The organism is Streptococcus sp. CCUG 71758 (genome assembly GCF_011714815.1).
GTDB classification, from domain to species: domain Bacteria; phylum Bacillota; class Bacilli; order Lactobacillales; family Streptococcaceae; genus Streptococcus; species Streptococcus halitosis.
Window position 1 is genome coordinate 283,677 of the sequence record NZ_RXXO01000001.1, and the last position, 18,175, is coordinate 301,851.

Consider the following 18,175-nt stretch of genomic DNA (forward strand, 5'->3'; position numbering starts at 1 on the left):
TAATAGTAGCTATGAATGGAATTAGGGTCAGCAGACATGTTGAAAAAAAGCTAGCTAAGGGTCTAGTTCTTTTGGAAGCAAGTAATTTAACAGATATTGAACTGACGGATCAGGCAGTAGAAGTTCTTAGTCAAGACGGGAAGTTTTTAGGGAGTGCCTATCTTTCCCAGCAGAACAAAGGCATCGGCTGGATGGTCAGTAAGGAAAAGGTTAGCTTTAACCAAATCTTTTTTGAAGCTCTGTTTCGTAAGGCCAAGGAAGCTAGAATGCCTTATTATCAGGATGACTTAACTACTGCCTTTCGCCTTTTTAACCAAGAGGGGGATGGCTTTGGCGGTCTGACTGTTGATCTCTACGGAGATTATGCTGTCTTCTCGTGGTACAACTCGTTTGTTTACCAGATTCGTAAGCTGATATTAAAGGCTTTTAAGGAAGTTTTTCCTGAGGTCTTGGGAACTTATGAGAAGATTCGTTTTAAAGGTCTAGACTACGAGTCTGCCCATGTTTATGGTGAGGAAGCGCCAGACTATTTTACTGTTCTTGAGAATGGCGTGCTCTATCAAGTCTTTATGAATGATGGCTTGATGACAGGTATTTTCCTAGACCAACATGAGGTTCGTGGGAGTTTGGTTGATGGTCTAGCCATGGGCAAATCCTTACTCAATATGTTTTCCTATACGGCTGCCTTTTCTGTTGCTGCAGCTATGGGAGGTGCGAGTGAGACGACTTCTGTCGATTTGGCCAAACGGTCCAGAGAGCTGTCAGAAGCTCATTTTCAGGCAAATGGACTCAGCACGGACAATCATCGTTTTATCGTCATGGATGTCTTTGAGTACTTCAAGTATGCCAAGCGAAAAGGCTTGACCTATGATGTGATTGTTCTTGATCCGCCGAGCTTTGCCCGCAATAAAAAACAAACATTTTCTGTGGCGAAGGATTATCACAAGTTGATTTCCCAGAGCCTAGAGATTTTAAATCCGGGAGCGATTATCATTGCCAGTACCAATGCTGCCAATGTTTCCCGCCAGAAATTTATAGAACAAATTGATAAAGGTTTTGCAGGAAGAAGGTATCAGATTTTAAACCAATATGGTCTTCCAGCAGACTTTGCCTATAATAAAAAAGATGAAAGCAGTAATTACCTCAAGGTGATTAGTATGAAGGTTAGTAAATGAAATTAGTCGTCTCAGTAATGCCAAGAAGTTTAGAAGAAGCGCAAGAACTGGATGCCACTAGGTATGAAGATGCCGATATCATTGAGTGGCGTGCAGACTTTCTTGCAAAGGATGCTATTTTACAGGTAGCACCCGCTATCTTTGAGAAATTTGCAGGACGCGAACTGGTCTTTACACTTCGGACTCGTGCTGAGGGAGGAGAAATCGAACTTTCCTCAGAAGAGTATGTTCAAATTATCAAGGAAGTGGCGCAACTCTATCAACCAGACTATATTGATTTCGAGTATTTCAGCTACAAGGATGTTTTTGAGGAAATGTTGGATTTTCCAAATCTCGTTTTGAGTTACCATAATTTCCAGGAGACACCTGAAAATATGATGGAGATTTTGTCTGAGTTGACCAGTCTCTCTCCGAAAGTGGTCAAGGTATCAGTTATGGCCCATACGGAGCAGGATGTTTTAGACCTGATGAACTACACACGAGGATTTAAGACACTCAATCCTGAGCAAGAGTACGTGACCATTTCCATGGGGAAAATGGGCAAGGTATCACGCATTACTTCAGATGTGACGGGTTCAAGTTGGTCATTTGCTAGTCTGGATGAAGCGAGTGCCCCAGGCCAGATTTCGTTATCAAACATGAAAAAAATCAGGGAGATTTTGGATGAAGCTTGATGGCTATACACGTTTAGCTGCAGTTGTTGCCAATCCCATCAAACACTCTATTTCACCCTTTATCCATAATAGGGCCTTTGAGGCGACAGCTACCAATGGTGTCTATGTAGCTTGGGAGATTGAAGCGGGTGACTTGGCAGAAACAGTTGCCAATATTCGCCGTTACCAGATGTTTGGGATTAATCTCTCCATGCCTTACAAGGAGCAAGTGATTCCTTATCTGGATAAGTTGAGTGATGAGGCTCGTTTGATTGGGGCAGTCAACACAGTTGTCAATCATAATGGCACTTTAATTGGATATAATACAGATGGCAAGGGATTCTTTAAGAGCTTGCCTTCTTTTACAATCTTGGATAAGAAAATGACCATTCTGGGCGCAGGTGGTGCGGCCAAATCAATCTTGTCACAAGCCATTTTGGACGGCGTCAGTCAGATTTCTGTCTTTGTTCGTTCAGTTTCCATGGAAAAAACAAGACCTTACCTAGACAAGTTGCAGGAGCAAACAGGTTTTAAAGTGGACTTGTATGCTTTAGAAGATGTTTCTGAACTGCAATCAAGGATTGCCGATTCGCACTTACTAGTCAATGCCACCAGTGTGGGCATGGATGGCAAAGCATCCACAGTTCCTGAAAGCATAGTCTTACCAGAGGCTCTCTTGGTGGCAGACATCATTTACCAACCTTTTGAGACACCATTTTTGAAATGGGCTAGAAGCCAGGGCAATCCAGCTGTCAATGGTCTGGGAATGTTGCTCTATCAAGCTGCTGAAGCTTTTCAACTGTGGACAGGTAAAGAAATGCCGACAGAAGAAATTTGGCAGTCCTTAACAGAAAAATATAAATAGTGAAAAGGAGACCCTCCTATGAAAATCAGAATCGATATTCCGCATCATCCTTATGATATTCAGATTGAAAAAGGTTGTCTAGCTCAGGCTGGTCAATGGTTGCGAGAACTCTGGCAATCTCAAAAAGTGGTCATTGTAACCGATAACCATGTAGCTTCTCTCTATGCAGAGAAGGTTAAACTCAGCCTAGAAGATGCTGGTTTTCAGGTAGCTGTTTTTGACTTTTTAGAAGGCGAAGAACGAAAAAATTTAACAACTGTTCAGAAAGTCTATGAATTTCTAGTCAAGCAGGGGTTGACTCGTAGCGATGGGATTGTGGCTCTTGGTGGAGGTGTTGTTGGGGATCTGGCTGGTTTTGTAGCCTCTACCTATATGCGGGGCATTCACTTTGTTCAGATTCCGACTAGTTTGACTGCTCAGGTTGATTCTTCTATCGGTGGAAAGACGGGTGTTAACACTCCTTTTGCTAAGAATATGGTGGGAACTTTTGCCCAACCAGATGGGGTTCTGATTGATCCGCTTGTCCTTGAAACACTCGGGAAAAGAGAGCTGATTGAAGGGATGGGTGAAGTTATTAAGTATGGTTTGATTGAGGATCCAGAACTATGGGCTCTCTTGACGGAGATAGATGGTTCTGTTGAGAGCATTCTGGAGCATGCAGAGACTTTGATTGAACATTCTTGTCAGGTTAAGCGGAAGATGGTGGTCGAGGATGAGTTGGACAATGGTGTTCGCCTTTACCTCAATTTTGGGCACACTATTGGTCATGCTATTGAAGCGACTGCTGGTTATGGCAAGGTCATGCATGGCGAGGCCGTGGCCATGGGGATGGTACAGATTTCCAAGATTGCTGAGGAAAAAGGTCTTATGCCAGAAGGAATAACCCAGTCCATTAGAGAGATGTGCCAGAAATTTGGTTTACCTATTGACTATGAAAACTGGAATGTTGACAAGCTCTATCAGGCTTTGACTCATGATAAGAAAGCGCGTGGCAACACCTTGAAATTGGTCTTGGTACCAGAGCTTGGTTCAGCGACCATTCACCCAGTTTCTCTGGAAGAGATGAAAGACTACTTGGTAAAATAAGGAGAACGTATGAGATATTTAACTGCAGGAGAATCACACGGTCCTCGTTTGACGGCTATCATTGAAGGAATTCCCGCTGGACTTCCTTTGACGGCTGAGGATATTAATGGAGACCTTAAACGCCGTCAGGGTAGCTACGGTCGTGGTGGTCGTATGAAGATTGAGAGTGACCAGGTTGTCTTTACTTCGGGCGTTCGTCACGGGAAAACGACAGGGGCTCCTATTACCATGGATGTCATCAACAAAGACCACCAAAAATGGCTGGACATCATGTCTGCAGAGGACATTGAAGACCGCCTTAAAAGCAAACGAAAAATCACCCATCCACGTCCCGGTCATGCCGATTTGGTTGGGGGCATCAAGTACCGTTTTGATGATTTGCGAAATTCTTTGGAGCGCTCATCAGCTCGTGAAACCACCATGCGAGTGGCAGTTGGGGCAGTAGCCAAACGTCTCTTAGCTGAGCTGGATATGGAGATTGCCAACCATGTCGTGGTTTTTGGTGGCAAGGAAATCGATGTACCTGAAAATCTGACAGTCGCTGAGATTAAGGAACGAGCTGCCCAGTCTGAAGTTTCTATTGTCAACCAAGAACGGGAACAAGAAATCAAGGACTATATTGACCAAATCAAACGTGACGGTGATACCATCGGTGGGGTTGTAGAGACAGTCGTCGGAGGCGTTCCAGTTGGCCTTGGCTCCTATGTCCAATGGGACAGAAAATTAGATGCGCGATTGGCCCAAGCAGTTGTCTCTATCAATGCCTTTAAAGGGGTGGAATTTGGTCTTGGATTTGAAGCTGGTTACCGAAAAGGCAGCCAGGTTATGGATGAAATTCTCTGGTCTAAAGAAGACGGTTATACTCGCCGTACCAATAATCTAGGTGGTTTCGAAGGTGGCATGACCAATGGGCAACCCATTGTTGTTCGTGGTGTTATGAAACCCATTCCCACTCTCTATAAACCACTCATGAGTGTGGATATCGAAACCCACGAACCTTACAAGGCAACCGTGGAGAGAAGTGATCCGACCGCCCTTCCAGCAGCAGGTGTGGTCATGGAAGCTGTTGTGGCAACGGTTCTGGCGCAAGAAATCCTTGAAAAATTCTCATCTGACAATCTAGAGGAATTAAAAGAGGCAGTTGCCAAGCACCGAGACTATACAAAGAACTATTAAGGAGTCCTTATGGCAAAAACCATCTATATCACAGGTCTCGGTTTGATTGGTGCTTCTATGGCACTCGGTATTAAGCGTGATCATCCTGATTATGAAATTTTGGGTTATAATCGCAGTCAGGCTTCGAGAGACATTGCCTTGGAGCGGGGGATGATTGACCGTGCGACGGATGATTTTGCCAGTTTCGCTCCCCTAGCAGATGTCATCATCCTGACCTTGCCAATCAAGCAGACCATTGCTTTTATTAAGGAGTTGGCAGATTTAGACTTGAAAGAAGGCGTCATTATCTCGGATGCAGGCTCGACCAAGTCAGCCATCGTGGATGCGGCGGAGGAACATTTAGCTGGCAATCCTGTTCGCTTTGTCGGGGCCCATCCCATGGCCGGTAGCCACAAGACAGGGGCTGCCTCTGCGGATGTTAATCTCTTTGAAAATGCCTACTATATCTTCACACCTTCGAGCCTGACAAGTCCTGACACACTTGAGGAAATGAAGGATCTGCTTTCAGGCCTTCATGCTCGTTTTATCGAGATTGATGCCAAGGAGCATGATCGGGTGACTTCTCAGATTAGCCATTTTCCTCATATTCTGGCTTCCAGCCTTATGGAGCAGACAGCAGTTTATGCTCAAGAACATGAAATGGCAAGGCGCTTTGCAGCGGGTGGTTTTCGAGATATGACTCGGATTGCAGAGAGTGAGCCAGGTATGTGGACTTCCATTCTCTTGTCTAATCGTGAGACCATTCTAGAGCGAATTGCGGATTTCAAGGAGCGTTTGGAAGCGATTGGTCAGTCTATCAGCAAGGGAGATGAAGAGCAAATTTGGAACTTTTTCAATCAAGCACGTGAGCAACGGCAGGCTATGGAAATCCATAAGCGTGGTGGTGTGGATAGCTCTTACGACCTCTATGTCGACGTTCCCGATGAAGAAGATGTCATCTTGCGGATTTTGGAATTGCTACGTGGAACTTCCTTGGTCAACATTCACATCAACGAAGAAAACCGTGAGGATGTTCACGGGATTCTACAAATTTCCTTTAAAAATGCTCAGGATCTGGAACGAGCTGAGCGCTTAATTACAGAAAATACAGACTACACAGTCGTCATCAAATAAGGAGAAAATCATGTCAAATATTTACGATAGTGCAAATGAACTCAGCCGTGGGTTACGCGAATTACCAGAATACAAGGCGGTCAAGGCAGCAAAAGATGCCATCCAAGCTGATGAACAAGCTAGCAAGATTTTTGCAGACTATCTCGCTTTCCAGCAAGAAATCCAAGTCATGGCGCAAACGGGACAAATGCCAGACGCCTCTTTCCAAGAAAAGATGCAGTCTTTCAGTAAGCAAATCCAAGAGAACGCTCTTTTGTCAGATTTCTTTGCCAAACAGCAACAATTGTCTATATACCTTTCAGACATTGAAAAAATTGTCTTTGAACCTGTTTCAGAATTGTTGAAATAGTATTTTATCTGTATAAAAGCCAGAAATTTCAGGAATTTCTGGCTTTTTTGTGATAAAATAAGAAAAAGTATTGCAAGTATGAGGTCAACTATGAAACTAAAAACAAATATTCGCCACTTACATGGCAGTATCCGGGTTCCAGGTGACAAGTCTATCAGCCATCGTTCGATTATTTTTGGAAGTTTGGCTGAGGGCGAGACTAAGGTTTATGATATTTTGCGTGGAGAGGATGTACTTTCAACCATGCAGGTTTTTCGTGACCTTGGTGTTGAAATTGAGGACAAAGATGGGGTCATTACCATTCAAGGTGTAGGCATGGATGGCTTAAAAGCTCCGCAAAACGCCTTGGATATGGGAAATTCTGGCACCTCGATTCGTCTGATCTCAGGTGTCCTTGCTGGTGCAGACTTCGAAGTAGAGATGTTCGGAGACGATAGTCTTTCCAAACGTCCTATGGATCGTGTGACGATTCCATTGAAAAAAATGGGCGTTAGTATTTCAGGGCAAACTGAGCGAGACCTGCCTCCTCTTCGCCTCAAAGGAACAAAAAATCTAACACCTATTCACTATGAGTTGCCAATCGCCTCTGCTCAAGTTAAGTCTGCCTTGATATTTGCAGGCTTGCAGGCTCAGGGGGAGTCCGTTATTATCGAGAAAGAATGTACTCGCAACCACACCGAAGATATGCTACAGCAATTTGGTGGTCATTTAAGTGTGGATGGCAAAAAAATCACAGTTCAAGGACCACAAAAACTGAACGGACAAAAGGTAGTTGTTCCAGGAGATATTTCCAGTGCAGCCTTTTGGTTGGTCGCAGGTTTGATTGTTCCAAATTCTCGTGTGGTGCTGCAGAATGTGGGCATTAATGAAACGCGTACTGGTATTATTGATGTCATTCGTGCCATGGGTGGAAAACTAGAAATAACTGAAATTGACCCAGTCGCTAAATCTGCTACTTTGACTGTTGAGTCTTCAGACTTGAAAGGGACAGAGATTGGTGGAGCCTTGATTCCCCGTTTGATTGATGAATTGCCGATTATTGCTCTTTTGGCGACACAGGCGCAAGGTGTAACGGTCATTAGGGATGCTGAGGAACTCAAGGTCAAGGAAACCGACCGCATTCAAGTGGTGGCAGATGCCTTAAATAGCATGGGGGCGGATATCACACCTACTACAGATGGAATGGTTATCAAAGGGAAATCAACCCTTCATGGCGCTAGAGTCAATACGTTTGGTGACCACCGAATTGGCATGATGACAGCTATCGCAGCCCTCTTGGTTGCTGATGGAGAAGTGGAACTTGACCGTGCTGAAGCCATCAATACCAGCTATCCTAGCTTCTTTGATGATTTGGAGAGCTTGATTCATGGCTAAGGTGTTATTAGGCTTTATGGGGGCTGGCAAATCGACTATTGCAAGAGGATTGGACCCAGACTACATCGATATGGATGCCTTAATCGAGGAACGTTTGGGCATGTCCATTGCGGATTTCTTCGCTGAGAAAGGAGAAGTGGCCTTTCGTCAAGTAGAGTCAGAAGTCCTAGCTGCCTTACTAAAAACGGACCGAGTTGTGTCAACTGGCGGAGGAGTTGTCATTTCTCAGAGAAATCGTGACTTGCTCAAGACTAATCCCGATAACATCTATCTGAAAGCCGATTTTGAAACCCTCTACCAACGTATCGCAGCTGACAAGGACAATCAGCGCCCACTGTTTCTAAATAATAGTAAGGAAGAACTGGCAGCTATTTTCCAAGAAAGACAAGCTTGGTATGAGGAAATAGCCAGTCAAGTTCTGGATGTGACCAAGCTAAGCCCAGAGGAAATTATAGAGGAACTGAGATGAAAATTGCCTATCTAGGTCCCAAGGGATCTTTTTCGCATCATGTTGTGCAGACAGCCTTTCCCAAAGAGGAATTGCAGGCTTTTGCCAATATCACAGATGTCATCAAGGCCTATGAACAGGGCTTGGTGGACTATTCTGTGGTACCAGTTGAAAACTCCATTGAAGGTAGTGTCCATGAAAGTTTGGATTACCTTTTTCACCAGGCTCGCATCCAAGCAGTTGCAGAAATTGTTCAACCCATTCACCAGCAGCTGATGGCAGTTCCAGGTCAGTCAAAAATTGAGAAGATTTTTTCCCATCCTCAGGCTCTGGCTCAAGGAAAGAAATTCATCGATATGCACTATCCAGAGGCCAAAATTGAGGTAACAGCCAGTACCGCCTATGCAGCTCGCTTTATTTCAGAGCATCCAGACCAGCCATACGCAGCTATTGCTCCTAGAAGTTCAGCTGAAGAATATGGATTGGAATTGATTGCAGAGGATATTCAGGAAATGGAAGCCAATTTCACACGTTTTTGGGTGTTAGGGGCAGAGATACCGAAGATTCCTTTGAACTCACAAGCTGAAAAAATGAGTTTGGCCTTGACCTTACCAGACAACCTACCTGGTGCTCTTTACAAGGCACTTTCGACTTTTGCTTGGAGAGGGATTGACTTAACAAAGATTGAAAGTCGCCCCCTTAAAACAGCCTTAGGAGAATACTTTTTCATTATTGATGTGGACTATAGTGACAAAGAACTGGTTCATTTTGCCAGACAAGAACTAGAGGCCATTGGGATCCAGCACAAGATTCTGGGAACCTACCCAATTTTTACCATAACTGATTTAGAAAAGGAGAGTCAATGAGCAAAGAAAATCCTTTAAGTCATCACGAGCAGTTACGTTATGACTATCTCTTCAAAAATATTCATTACCTCAACGACCGTGAACGGAGGGAGTTTGATTATCTGCAACAAAAAATGACAGGTCCCAAGTCTGAAGTTCACCATTTCTACCAAGAGGAAAAAGAAGAAACTTGGGGTAGAGATATTGATCTTCCGACTTATGGCAGTAGAAGTCGATCTAAGAGACGTGAAAAGGTAGCTCCTCTGCCTAAAGTCAAAAAGAAAAAAAGAAGAATTCGCTTCAAACGAATACTGACTTGGTTCTTGCTGTTGATTACATGTGTGGCTGCAGGGATGATTTTAATGTTTCTTCGAGGATTCCAGTCAGCGGCCAATCCAACAAATAAGCCAGCTGACGCCAAGGCGGCTCAAGTAGAGGTCTTTAACGGTCAGGATACCAAAGACGGTGTGAATATCCTAGTCATGGGGACAGATGGCCGTATCGGTCAAAATAGTGCAGAAACCCGTACCGATACGATCATGGTGCTGAATGTCAGCGGATCGGATAAAAAGATCAAGCTAGTCAGCTTTATGCGTGACAACTTAGTTTATATCGACGGGTATAGTAAGATTGTAAATGGCCAGAAACAAATGGATAACAAACTAAATGTTGCCTATGAACTTGGGGAACAAGAAGGGCAAAAAGGGGCTGAAATGGTCCGCAAGGTTCTAAAAGACAACTTTGATTTGGATATTAAGTACTATGCTCTAGTTGACTTCCAGGCCTTTGCAACAGCCATTGATACCCTCTTCCCTGACGGAGTAACGATTGATGCCCAATTCTCAACATTGAATGGTCAACCTTTGACAGAAGCCACAGTTGGAGATGACCTTCATGCAACAGAGACAGAGTCCCCAACTCAAACTATCAAAGTTGGAAAACAGCAGATGAATGGATCCACCTTGCTGAACTATGCTCGTTTCCGTGATGATGATGAAGGGGACTATGGTCGTACCAAGAGACAACAACAAGTCATGTCAGCAGTTCTTGAGCAAATCAAAGATCCAACCAAACTCTTCACAGGTTCTGAGGCACTTGGAAAAGTCTTTGGCATGACATCAACAAATCTACCGTATAGCTTCTTGTTGACCAATGGCTTATCTGTTCTAGAAGGTGCTCAAAATGGAATTGAAAGACTCACCGTCCCAGAACTTGGTGATTGGGTAGATGCTTATGATGTCTATGGAGGGCAAGGACTTCTTGTCGATCAAAATAAATACCAAACCAAACTTGCTCAAATGGGGATGAGATAAAAGGCTATAAATGAAAATCAAAGTTTGATTCACTAGTGAAATGGTGGTCTGAGCTTTGGTTTTTCTTACTATCTGATAGATTTTTAAGGCTTTTTTATGGTATAATAAAATGATATAACTCGTTATTGGACAGAAGAGGAGAGATATGAGTGATTTGAAAGCGATTCAGGCTCGTAGCCTGGAAATGGCTGAATATTTCGTCGCATTTTGTAAAGAACATGATTTGTTGTGCTACCTCTGTGGAGGAGGAGCTATTGGCGCCCTTCGTAATAAGGGCTTCATTCCTTGGGATGATGACTTAGACTTTTTCATGCCCCGCAAGGACTATGAAAAATTAGCAGAACTGTGGCCCCGTTATGCAGATGAGCGTTATTTCTTGTCAAAGAGTAACAAGGATTTTGTAGACCGTAACCTTTTTATTACCATTCGTGACAAGGAAACCACCTGTATCAAGCCTTATCAGAAAGATTTGGATTTGCCCCACGGTTTGGCCTTGGATGTGTTACCTTTGGATTATTATCCTAAAAATCCGGCTGAGCGTAAGAAACAGGTTCGTTGGGCCTTGATTTATTCACTCTTTTGCGCCCAAACTATCCCAGAAAAGCATGGTGCAGTCATGAAATGGGGAAGTCGCATCTTACTCGGCCTGACTCCAAAATCTCTACGTTATCGCATTTGGAAAAAAGCTGAAAAAGAAATGACCAAGTATGGTCTGGCTGAGAGCGATGGAATTACGGAATTATGCTCAGGTCCCGGCTACATGCGAAACAAATACCCAATCGCATCCTTTGAAGACAATCTTTTCTTGCCATTTGAAGGAACAGAGATGCCCATCCCAGTCGGCTATGATGCCTATCTCAGAACTGCTTTTGGGGACTATATGACACCACCACCAGCGGACAAGCAAGTACCGCATCATGATGCTGTCATAGCTGATATGGATAAGTCTTATACAGAATACAAGGGAGAATATGGAGCATGATGGGAGAAAAAATAAGCGTTATCGTTCCGGTCTACAATGTAGAAGCCTATCTGGAGCGATGTGTGGAGTCGATTCTTCAACAGACTTATGCCCATTTTGAGTTAATCTTAATCAACGATGGTTCTACTGATTCCAGCGGACAGATCTGTGATCACTTAGCATCTCAGTATGGGAATATCAAGGCTCATCATATCGAAAATGCTGGTGTTTCAAATGCTAGAAATATGGGAATTCAGCTAGCGACGGGTTCTTGGGTTACCTTTATTGATAGCGATGATTTCGTTACCCAGGATTACCTAGCTACTTTAGCTAGTGCAGTTGAGGGGTTGAATGTAGGCTTTGTTATTGCTCCTCTGCACCATATTAAAAATGGCGTTGTAACAGACCTACCTCCACATTCTGGAAAAACAGAACTCTGGTCAACAGAAGAAACCATGAAGGAACTACTGATGACCACCAGAACGTCATTTTTTCCAGTTGCAAAACTGTTTAAGAGAGACCTGCTTGCGGATGAAAGGTTTAATACAAATTATCACCTAGCTGAAGATGCCTTATTTTTAACTGAATTGCTACTAAAGACAAGATGCAGTAGCGTATTTATTGACAAGCCTGTTTATTATTATGATCATCGTGAGGGAAGTGCAACAACATCTGTTAATCAGCATGTGTTTGATACGATAGAAGTTTATCAGCAAATAATTGCTCAAGTTTCACAAGTCTTTCCTAATTTAAAATATGAATTAAAAAATAGAGAATGTTGGTCGTACATCACAGTTTACGATAAAATTATCTTTACTTCAAGTGAAGAGTATCAAAAGGAGAAGGTCGAGCTGAGGACTTGGATTGTTCAGCATCGACGCGAAATATGGAAGGATGCTTATTTCACTACTTTTCGCAAGGTAGCGATCCTTTCACTTGTCATTTCTCCATGGCTATATAAGAAAATTGTTGGATTAAAAAACTAATATCATGAGAAGGAGTTGAAAATGAATTTTTCAAAAATGGATGAATACTTTGAAAAATCAAAACCATGGATTGCGTATCTATTTGTTTTCATTTCGATTTTAAGTATGAGTTCACTGGTTTATAAGATAGCAAATCCCCTCTACAAGGGATTGTCCGCGATTGTAGTGCTTTATATTTGCTATACCTTATTGTTTAAGTGGAAAGAAATCACAGTAGATCGCAAATTTCTATCCTTATTTGGACTCTTAGCTGGAAGTCACCTGCTATCTGCTGTCTTCAATCGCTCTGGACATCTGATTGGAAATGTGATTGAAATTCTCTTCATGGTAACCTATGTTTTATTATTTACCATGTTACAATCAGGGCAACTTAAAAAATTATTTGACTGGATTGCCTATACGGTTCAAATTGTATCTTTTTCTTCAGCAATTTTTGCGTTTGGTTTATTGATAAGTAGAGTCCTCATCCTATTTAAGATTGGTGAACAATCTTATTACTATGGTGTCATGAATGGACGTCTGTGGGGGATTGTCAATCCAAATGCAAGTGCGATATTTTCATACATTAGCATTATTTTGGCTATGTATTTGATCCATAAGGGAAGTAAATATTCTGTTTATCTTAAACTGAACAATGTGATTCAATTCGTTTACTTCGCTACGATGCAAAGTCGAGGAGCCTTACTTTCTTTACTTCTCATGATTGGACTCTATAGTTTCTTTGCTACTAGAGGAAGTATCGTTAAACGATTCCTCACTTTTATAGTTGCTGGTTTGCTGATTACTGCAACTAATATTGGATTAAGCTATGTAACTTCAATCTATATCTCATCTGAAACAGCGACTGTCTTAGATTTAAACAAAGGACAATCCTATGCTGAAACAGATTCGTCTGTTACTAAGAAGAACGGTGAGCTCCATCTGATCGAAACAACACCAAGTGGTAGAACCTATATTTGGAAAAATGCCATCAAGATGGGAAGTACAAAACCAATTTTTGGTTATGGTGTACGAAATGTTCCAGATTACTATACAGAATATTTCAGTAAATTTGAGATTCAAAACTCCCTTATCGGTGGGAATTTCCATAACATTTTTGTGACCATATTTGTCAGTTCGGGAGTTCTAGGTTTGGTATCCTTCCTTCTTGTACTGGCTTATGTCATCAAGCGCTTTTTAACGTATTTGATTGTTTCAAAGAAAAATACTGATAAATTGATCATGATCCTTTTCTTCGGTATCTTGTTTGGTCAATTATTTGAAAGTCAGATTATGTATTCAACCAACTTTATTAATATCATCTTCTGGCTAGCGATTGGCTATGGACTCGTAGTCTGCAAACGGGATGAAGGAGTTCGGTACCAAGAAGTAACAGATGTCAATGAAATTCAAGAGATGGAACTTGGAATCATGGAGTATATTCATGAAGTTTGTCAGAAAATAGGGGTTAAGTATTTCTTAGCATATGGAAGTCTAATTGGTGCTGTTCGCCATCAAGGATTTATCCCTTGGGATGATGACATGGATATCTGCATGTTACGAGAAGATTATGAAAAATTGCAAGACTACCTTATCGCTAACCCTGATGAACGTTACGAGGTCATGTCTTATAAAAACAATCTCAACTATGTCTATCCCTTCATGAAAGTGCAGGATAACCATACCTACTTGCTAGAAGAAGATGTTCGCATCGATTCCAATATGGGAATCTATGTAGATATTTTCCCTGTAGATGGCTACGAGGATGACGTAGAATTTAAAAACAAGATGACGAAACTGATAAAGAAACGTCAATTGAGTTGCTACACCTTTAAAGGCATTACTAATACGAAAAGTGTACTGAATTCACTGCTACGCTATGTGTCAGTTATTATTTTCTATTTCACCAATACGAACAAATACGTTGCCCAGATTGAAGAGCTTGCAAAATCCCGTAAAGTCTCAGATTATGAGCAAGTGGATTATCTTATCTACAAAGATATGAACAAACCAGTGTGGAGACGTGAATGGCTGGAACAAGCTACTACTGGAACATTTGAAGGTAAGGAATTTACCATTCCGAAAAATTATCATGAAATTTTGACCTCAGACTACGGAGACTATATGCAATTGCCACCGGTTGAACAAAGAGTATCTCATCATGATTTTAAATTATGGAAGATTGTTAAAAGGTCTAAATGACGGGATTGGGATTAAGAAACGTTTAAAAATATAGTCAAATTTAGGAGAATAAAACCTATGTCTGAAAGAACTTTAACTCTTGAAGAAATCAAGCAAGTAGAATTGGATATTTTAAAGTATCTACATGAGCTTTGTGAACAACATCAAATCAAATACTTTATTGATTTTGGAACCTTACTAGGAGCTGTACGCCATAAAGGATTTATCCCTTGGGATGATGATACAGATATTTCCTTGGCGCGTGATGAATTTGAAAAACTGTATAAGGTTTTACAAAATGAAAATCATCCCTACTACAAATTGATTTCATTCAGAGAAACAAAGGGATACCCATACAGTTATATGAGAGTCTATGATGTAAGGACTCGTCGAGATGCTAACCTCGTAGACCCAACGGTCGTATTGGGAACTTGTGTTGACATTTTTCCATATGATGGTGTCGTAACACAAGAAAGTGACCGTAAGAAAATGAGGCTCTACAAATATTTGATTCGTCTTTCTTCTTTGAATTTTAAAGGGATCAAGTCTGAGAATGGGGGACTTAAAAACCTCCCTCGTTATATGGGATCAGCTATTTTCCGCTTAACTTCCCCACAGCTATGGAATCAAAAATTAGAGAGCCTTGCTTTGAAGTATAGTGTAGATCAAGCAACAGATCTTACTTGTACTATCTATGACCCTTATTATCCAAATGGTATAAAAAAAGAATGGCTCTATGATTTGATTGATATGCCTTATGAAAACATTGTGGTCAAGGTTCCGAGAAGGTACCATGAAGTACTTGTCTACGAATTTGGAGAAAACTATATGACTCCACCCCCTATTGAGCAGCAAGTCCCAGGAGGGGATAAAAACTACTGGATTGATTAGATTAGTAAAAGTTGCTTATTGTTAAGATAAAGGAGTTTTCAAGATGAAAAATAAATGGTTATTAAAATCAGTTAGATATAGTGTTCTCGCATTCTTTCTATTACTGATTCAGTTATCGCAAGGAGTAGATGCAGATACTATCTCTGCAGGTTCGGTCAATCGTATCCATTTCATAAATACTAAAGCAAAATCTGGAAGTGATGCCATCCTTCTGGAAAGTAATGGTCATTATGCTTTGATTGATATGGGAGAAGACTATGATTTCCCTGATGGGAGTGACCCACGCTATCCAAGCCGCTGGGGAATTTCCATGAGAAATAATCAAGTATTGGAAGATCGCTTGATTCGCCACCTGGATCAAATAGGTGTAAAAAAATTAGATTTTATTCTAGGAACTCATGTCCATAGTGACCATATTGGTGGAGCGGATGAAATACTCAATCGATATCAAGTCGGTAAGTTTTATTTGAAAAAATATTCAGATGATCGGATCACCTCACACTGGGGACTTTGGGATAATCTTTTTAATTATGATAATGCTTTGAGAGCGGCTCAAAAACGAGGGGTTACTCTTATTCAGAATATTACAGATGAGGATAGTCACTTTAAATTAGGTGATATGGATATCCAACTCTATAACTATAAGAATGAATATGATGCTGATGGGAATCTGAAAAGAGTTCGAGATGATAACTCCAACTCCATTGTTTCAGTGGTGACTGTGGCAGGAAAGAGAATCTATCTTGGTGGAGATTTGGATAATGCCGAGGGAGCAGAAGATAAGTTAGGTCCAGTTATCGGCAAGGTTGATATGATGAAATGGAACCACCATTATGATGCGACAATTTCAAATACGATTAATTTCCTTGAAAACTTATCACCAAAAATGGTTATTCAGACAACTGGTGGAGATATTAATGTTGCTTCAACCAGAGAATACCTTCAGAAGAAAAATATTCAGGTTCTTCATGCTGCTAGCCAAACTCAAGATGCTACCGTTTTTGATATTAGCGATAAAGGATTTGCTAATGTTTCAAATACCTTCCCTGATATCCCTGTAGTTGACGAAAAATGGTATCAAGAAGATGGTTATTGGAAATATCGTTTGACTGACGGAGAAATGGCTATCGGCTGGAAAGAGATTGGCGGAGCCACTTACTTCTTTAATGGAAAAGGACAAATGCAAGCAGGTCGCTGGCTTCACCTTAACGACGACTGGGGAGAAAATGCCAAAGGGAATGATTACTATCTGAACCAAAATGGTAAAATGCAAACTGGTGGTTGGTTCAAACTAGATGACTCTTGGTATTATATCCAATCAAATGGTGCTAGACGATTTAGCGAGCTCTCTGAAATTGGAGGGAAAAAGTATCTCTTTGCGGCAGATGGGAAGATGCTAACAGGACATCAAGTCTATAATGGCAAGAAGATGTTCTTTAGCGAAAGTGGTGCACTCCAAGCAGCAGGTAAGCCTTCAACTTGGCAAAAGATTGATTCTGATTGGTATTTCTATGATGAGGATGGGCTAAAGACTGTCGGTAAAAAGAATATTAATGGAAGCACGTACTACTTTAATCAAGAAGGTGTCATGCAAACTGGCTGGACCTTTGTTGATGGTCACTGGAACTATTTTGCAAGTTCTGGAGCTATGAAAACCGGCTGGGTCAAGGATCAGGAAACATGGTATTATCTGGATAAAGATGGCATCATGTTAACTGGCAGCCAAGATATCAATGGTGTTCGTTACTATTTGAATGCTAGTGGTGCCATGCAAACAGGCTGGGCCTTTGTTGATGGTCACTGGAACTATTTTGCAAGTTCTGGAGCTATGAAAACTGGTTGGATCAAGGATCAGGAAACATGGTATTATTTGGATAAAGATGGCATCATGTTAACTGGCAGCCAAGATATCAATGGTGTCCGTTACTATTTGAATGTCAGTGGTGCCATGCAAACAGGCTGGGCCTTTATTGATGGTCACTGGAACTATTTTGCAAGTTCTGGAGTTATGAAAACTGGTTGGTTGAAAGATAATGAATCATGGTATTATTTGGATCCAGAAACAGGTATCATGGCTGTAGGCTCTAAAGAAATTGACGGTAAAACCTATTTCTTCAAATCCTCAGGTATCATGCAAGTTGGATGGCAGTGGTCAAATGATTCTTGGCATTATTACGCTATGTCTGGCGCAGTCCAAACTGGTTGGTTGAAAGATGGTGATGCCTGGTATTATCTTGAAGGTAAGGAAGGCGTTATGTTAGTCGGCCTCCATCAAGTAGATGGTAAACAATATTACTTTAGTGGATCTGGTGCCATGCAAACTGGCTGGAAATGGTTTGATAATCATTATCGTTACTTTGAATCAAACGGAGCCATGAAAACTGGCTGGATAAAAGACAAAGGCGTCTGGTATTATCTAAATCCTGAAGATGGTATCATGTTGGTTGGCCTTCATAAAGTAAATGGTGATCAATATTACTTTGATTCAACAGGAGCTATGCAAACTGGTTGGAAACAGCTTGATAGTAACTGGTACTATTTCCAAGTTGATGGTTCTTTATTGAAGAATGCAACAACACCTGATGGTTACAAAGTAAACGAAGAAGGTATCTGGAAACAGGCTGTTGCTACTGCTGTGTATAGCGATGCAGTCAAGCCAGAAAAGAAACAAGAAGCTAATTCCTCTATTGTTGAACAACCTAAACAAGATTCAAATCTAGAAGCCAACGCTTCTGAAAAGAAAGAAAACGAATAAAGAGGAATCCCCTACTGGCAAATAA

The 18,175-nt window shown here is 41.5% G+C and carries 16 protein-coding genes; all 16 read left to right on the forward strand.

Annotated features, from left to right (window positions below):
- Positions 1-11 precede the first annotated feature (11 nt).
- A complete protein-coding gene (locus tag EKB01_RS01465; protein WP_167265388.1) occupies positions 12-1,175 on the forward strand; it encodes a class I SAM-dependent rRNA methyltransferase in 1,164 nt (387 codons plus the stop codon).
- Complete coding sequence (gene aroD, locus EKB01_RS01470; RefSeq protein ID WP_167265390.1) at positions 1,172-1,849, forward strand: type I 3-dehydroquinate dehydratase; 678 nt, start codon at positions 1,172-1,174, stop codon at positions 1,847-1,849. Before EKB01_RS01465 ends, aroD begins: the two co-directional genes overlap by 4 nt.
- Positions 1,839-2,693 (forward strand): shikimate dehydrogenase, encoded by an 855-nt coding sequence (locus EKB01_RS01475; RefSeq protein WP_167265392.1) that lies wholly within the window; start codon positions 1,839-1,841, stop codon positions 2,691-2,693. The genes aroD and EKB01_RS01475 overlap by 11 nt, the downstream gene beginning before the upstream one ends.
- A gap of 18 nt (positions 2,694-2,711) precedes the next feature.
- Entirely contained in the window at positions 2,712-3,779 is a 1,068-nt protein-coding gene (gene aroB / locus EKB01_RS01480) for a 3-dehydroquinate synthase (RefSeq protein WP_167265394.1), read from the forward strand.
- A 9-nt stretch (positions 3,780-3,788) separates the two neighbouring features.
- Entirely contained in the window at positions 3,789-4,955 is a 1,167-nt protein-coding gene (gene aroC / locus EKB01_RS01485; RefSeq protein WP_167265396.1) for a chorismate synthase, read from the forward strand.
- 9 nt (positions 4,956-4,964) lie between these two features.
- Positions 4,965-6,068, forward strand: coding sequence for a prephenate dehydrogenase (locus EKB01_RS01490; protein ID WP_167265397.1), 1,104 nt, complete (start codon positions 4,965-4,967; stop codon positions 6,066-6,068).
- A 10-nt stretch (positions 6,069-6,078) separates the two neighbouring features.
- A complete protein-coding gene (locus tag EKB01_RS01495; RefSeq protein ID WP_000065973.1) occupies positions 6,079-6,417 on the forward strand; it encodes a YlbF/YmcA family competence regulator in 339 nt (112 codons plus the stop codon).
- A 90-nt stretch (positions 6,418-6,507) separates the two neighbouring features.
- Positions 6,508-7,791, forward strand: a complete 1,284-nt coding sequence (aroA, locus tag EKB01_RS01500; protein WP_167265399.1) for a 3-phosphoshikimate 1-carboxyvinyltransferase — start codon at positions 6,508-6,510, stop codon at positions 7,789-7,791.
- Positions 7,784-8,260: a shikimate kinase gene (locus EKB01_RS01505; RefSeq protein WP_167265401.1), complete on the forward strand. Its 477-nt coding sequence runs from the start codon at positions 7,784-7,786 to the stop codon at positions 8,258-8,260. The genes aroA and EKB01_RS01505 overlap by 8 nt, the downstream gene beginning before the upstream one ends.
- A complete protein-coding gene (gene pheA, locus EKB01_RS01510; protein WP_167265403.1) occupies positions 8,257-9,105 on the forward strand; it encodes a prephenate dehydratase in 849 nt (282 codons plus the stop codon). The genes EKB01_RS01505 and pheA overlap by 4 nt, the downstream gene beginning before the upstream one ends.
- Complete coding sequence (locus EKB01_RS01515; RefSeq protein ID WP_167265405.1) at positions 9,102-10,397, forward strand: LCP family protein; 1,296 nt, start codon at positions 9,102-9,104, stop codon at positions 10,395-10,397. Before pheA ends, EKB01_RS01515 begins: the two co-directional genes overlap by 4 nt.
- A 145-nt stretch (positions 10,398-10,542) precedes the next feature.
- Entirely contained in the window at positions 10,543-11,379 is an 837-nt protein-coding gene (locus EKB01_RS01520) for a phosphorylcholine transferase LicD (RefSeq protein WP_001281443.1), read from the forward strand.
- Positions 11,376-12,344: a glycosyltransferase family 2 protein gene (locus tag EKB01_RS01525; RefSeq protein WP_167265407.1), complete on the forward strand. Its 969-nt coding sequence runs from the start codon at positions 11,376-11,378 to the stop codon at positions 12,342-12,344. The genes EKB01_RS01520 and EKB01_RS01525 overlap by 4 nt, the downstream gene beginning before the upstream one ends.
- A gap of 21 nt (positions 12,345-12,365) precedes the next feature.
- A complete protein-coding gene (locus tag EKB01_RS01530) occupies positions 12,366-14,525 on the forward strand; it encodes a LicD family protein (protein ID WP_167265409.1) in 2,160 nt (719 codons plus the stop codon).
- Between the two features lie 57 nt (positions 14,526-14,582).
- Positions 14,583-15,395, forward strand: coding sequence for a LicD family protein (locus EKB01_RS01535; protein ID WP_084939790.1), 813 nt, complete (start codon positions 14,583-14,585; stop codon positions 15,393-15,395).
- A 43-nt stretch (positions 15,396-15,438) separates the two neighbouring features.
- On the forward strand, positions 15,439-18,150 hold the full coding sequence (locus EKB01_RS01540; protein ID WP_167265411.1) for an MBL fold metallo-hydrolase: 2,712 nt from the start codon (positions 15,439-15,441) through the stop codon (positions 18,148-18,150).
- Positions 18,151-18,175: the final 25 nt, after the last annotated feature.

Coding starts and splice junctions, on each gene's coding strand:
- EKB01_RS01465 (WP_167265388.1), top strand. CDS start 12: ATGAATGGAATTAGGGTCAGCAGACATGTTGAAAAAAAGCTAGCTAAG.
- aroD (WP_167265390.1), top strand. CDS start 1,172: ATGAAATTAGTCGTCTCAGTAATGCCAAGAAGTTTAGAAGAAGCGCAA.
- EKB01_RS01475 (WP_167265392.1), top strand. CDS start 1,839: ATGAAGCTTGATGGCTATACACGTTTAGCTGCAGTTGTTGCCAATCCC.
- aroB (WP_167265394.1), top strand. CDS start 2,712: ATGAAAATCAGAATCGATATTCCGCATCATCCTTATGATATTCAGATT.
- aroC (WP_167265396.1), top strand. CDS start 3,789: ATGAGATATTTAACTGCAGGAGAATCACACGGTCCTCGTTTGACGGCT.
- EKB01_RS01490 (WP_167265397.1), top strand. CDS start 4,965: ATGGCAAAAACCATCTATATCACAGGTCTCGGTTTGATTGGTGCTTCT.
- EKB01_RS01495 (WP_000065973.1), top strand. CDS start 6,079: ATGTCAAATATTTACGATAGTGCAAATGAACTCAGCCGTGGGTTACGC.
- aroA (WP_167265399.1), top strand. CDS start 6,508: ATGAAACTAAAAACAAATATTCGCCACTTACATGGCAGTATCCGGGTT.
- EKB01_RS01505 (WP_167265401.1), top strand. CDS start 7,784: ATGGCTAAGGTGTTATTAGGCTTTATGGGGGCTGGCAAATCGACTATT.
- pheA (WP_167265403.1), top strand. CDS start 8,257: ATGAAAATTGCCTATCTAGGTCCCAAGGGATCTTTTTCGCATCATGTT.
- EKB01_RS01515 (WP_167265405.1), top strand. CDS start 9,102: ATGAGCAAAGAAAATCCTTTAAGTCATCACGAGCAGTTACGTTATGAC.
- EKB01_RS01520 (WP_001281443.1), top strand. CDS start 10,543: ATGAGTGATTTGAAAGCGATTCAGGCTCGTAGCCTGGAAATGGCTGAA.
- EKB01_RS01525 (WP_167265407.1), top strand. CDS start 11,376: ATGATGGGAGAAAAAATAAGCGTTATCGTTCCGGTCTACAATGTAGAA.
- EKB01_RS01530 (WP_167265409.1), top strand. CDS start 12,366: ATGAATTTTTCAAAAATGGATGAATACTTTGAAAAATCAAAACCATGG.
- EKB01_RS01535 (WP_084939790.1), top strand. CDS start 14,583: ATGTCTGAAAGAACTTTAACTCTTGAAGAAATCAAGCAAGTAGAATTG.
- EKB01_RS01540 (WP_167265411.1), top strand. CDS start 15,439: ATGAAAAATAAATGGTTATTAAAATCAGTTAGATATAGTGTTCTCGCA.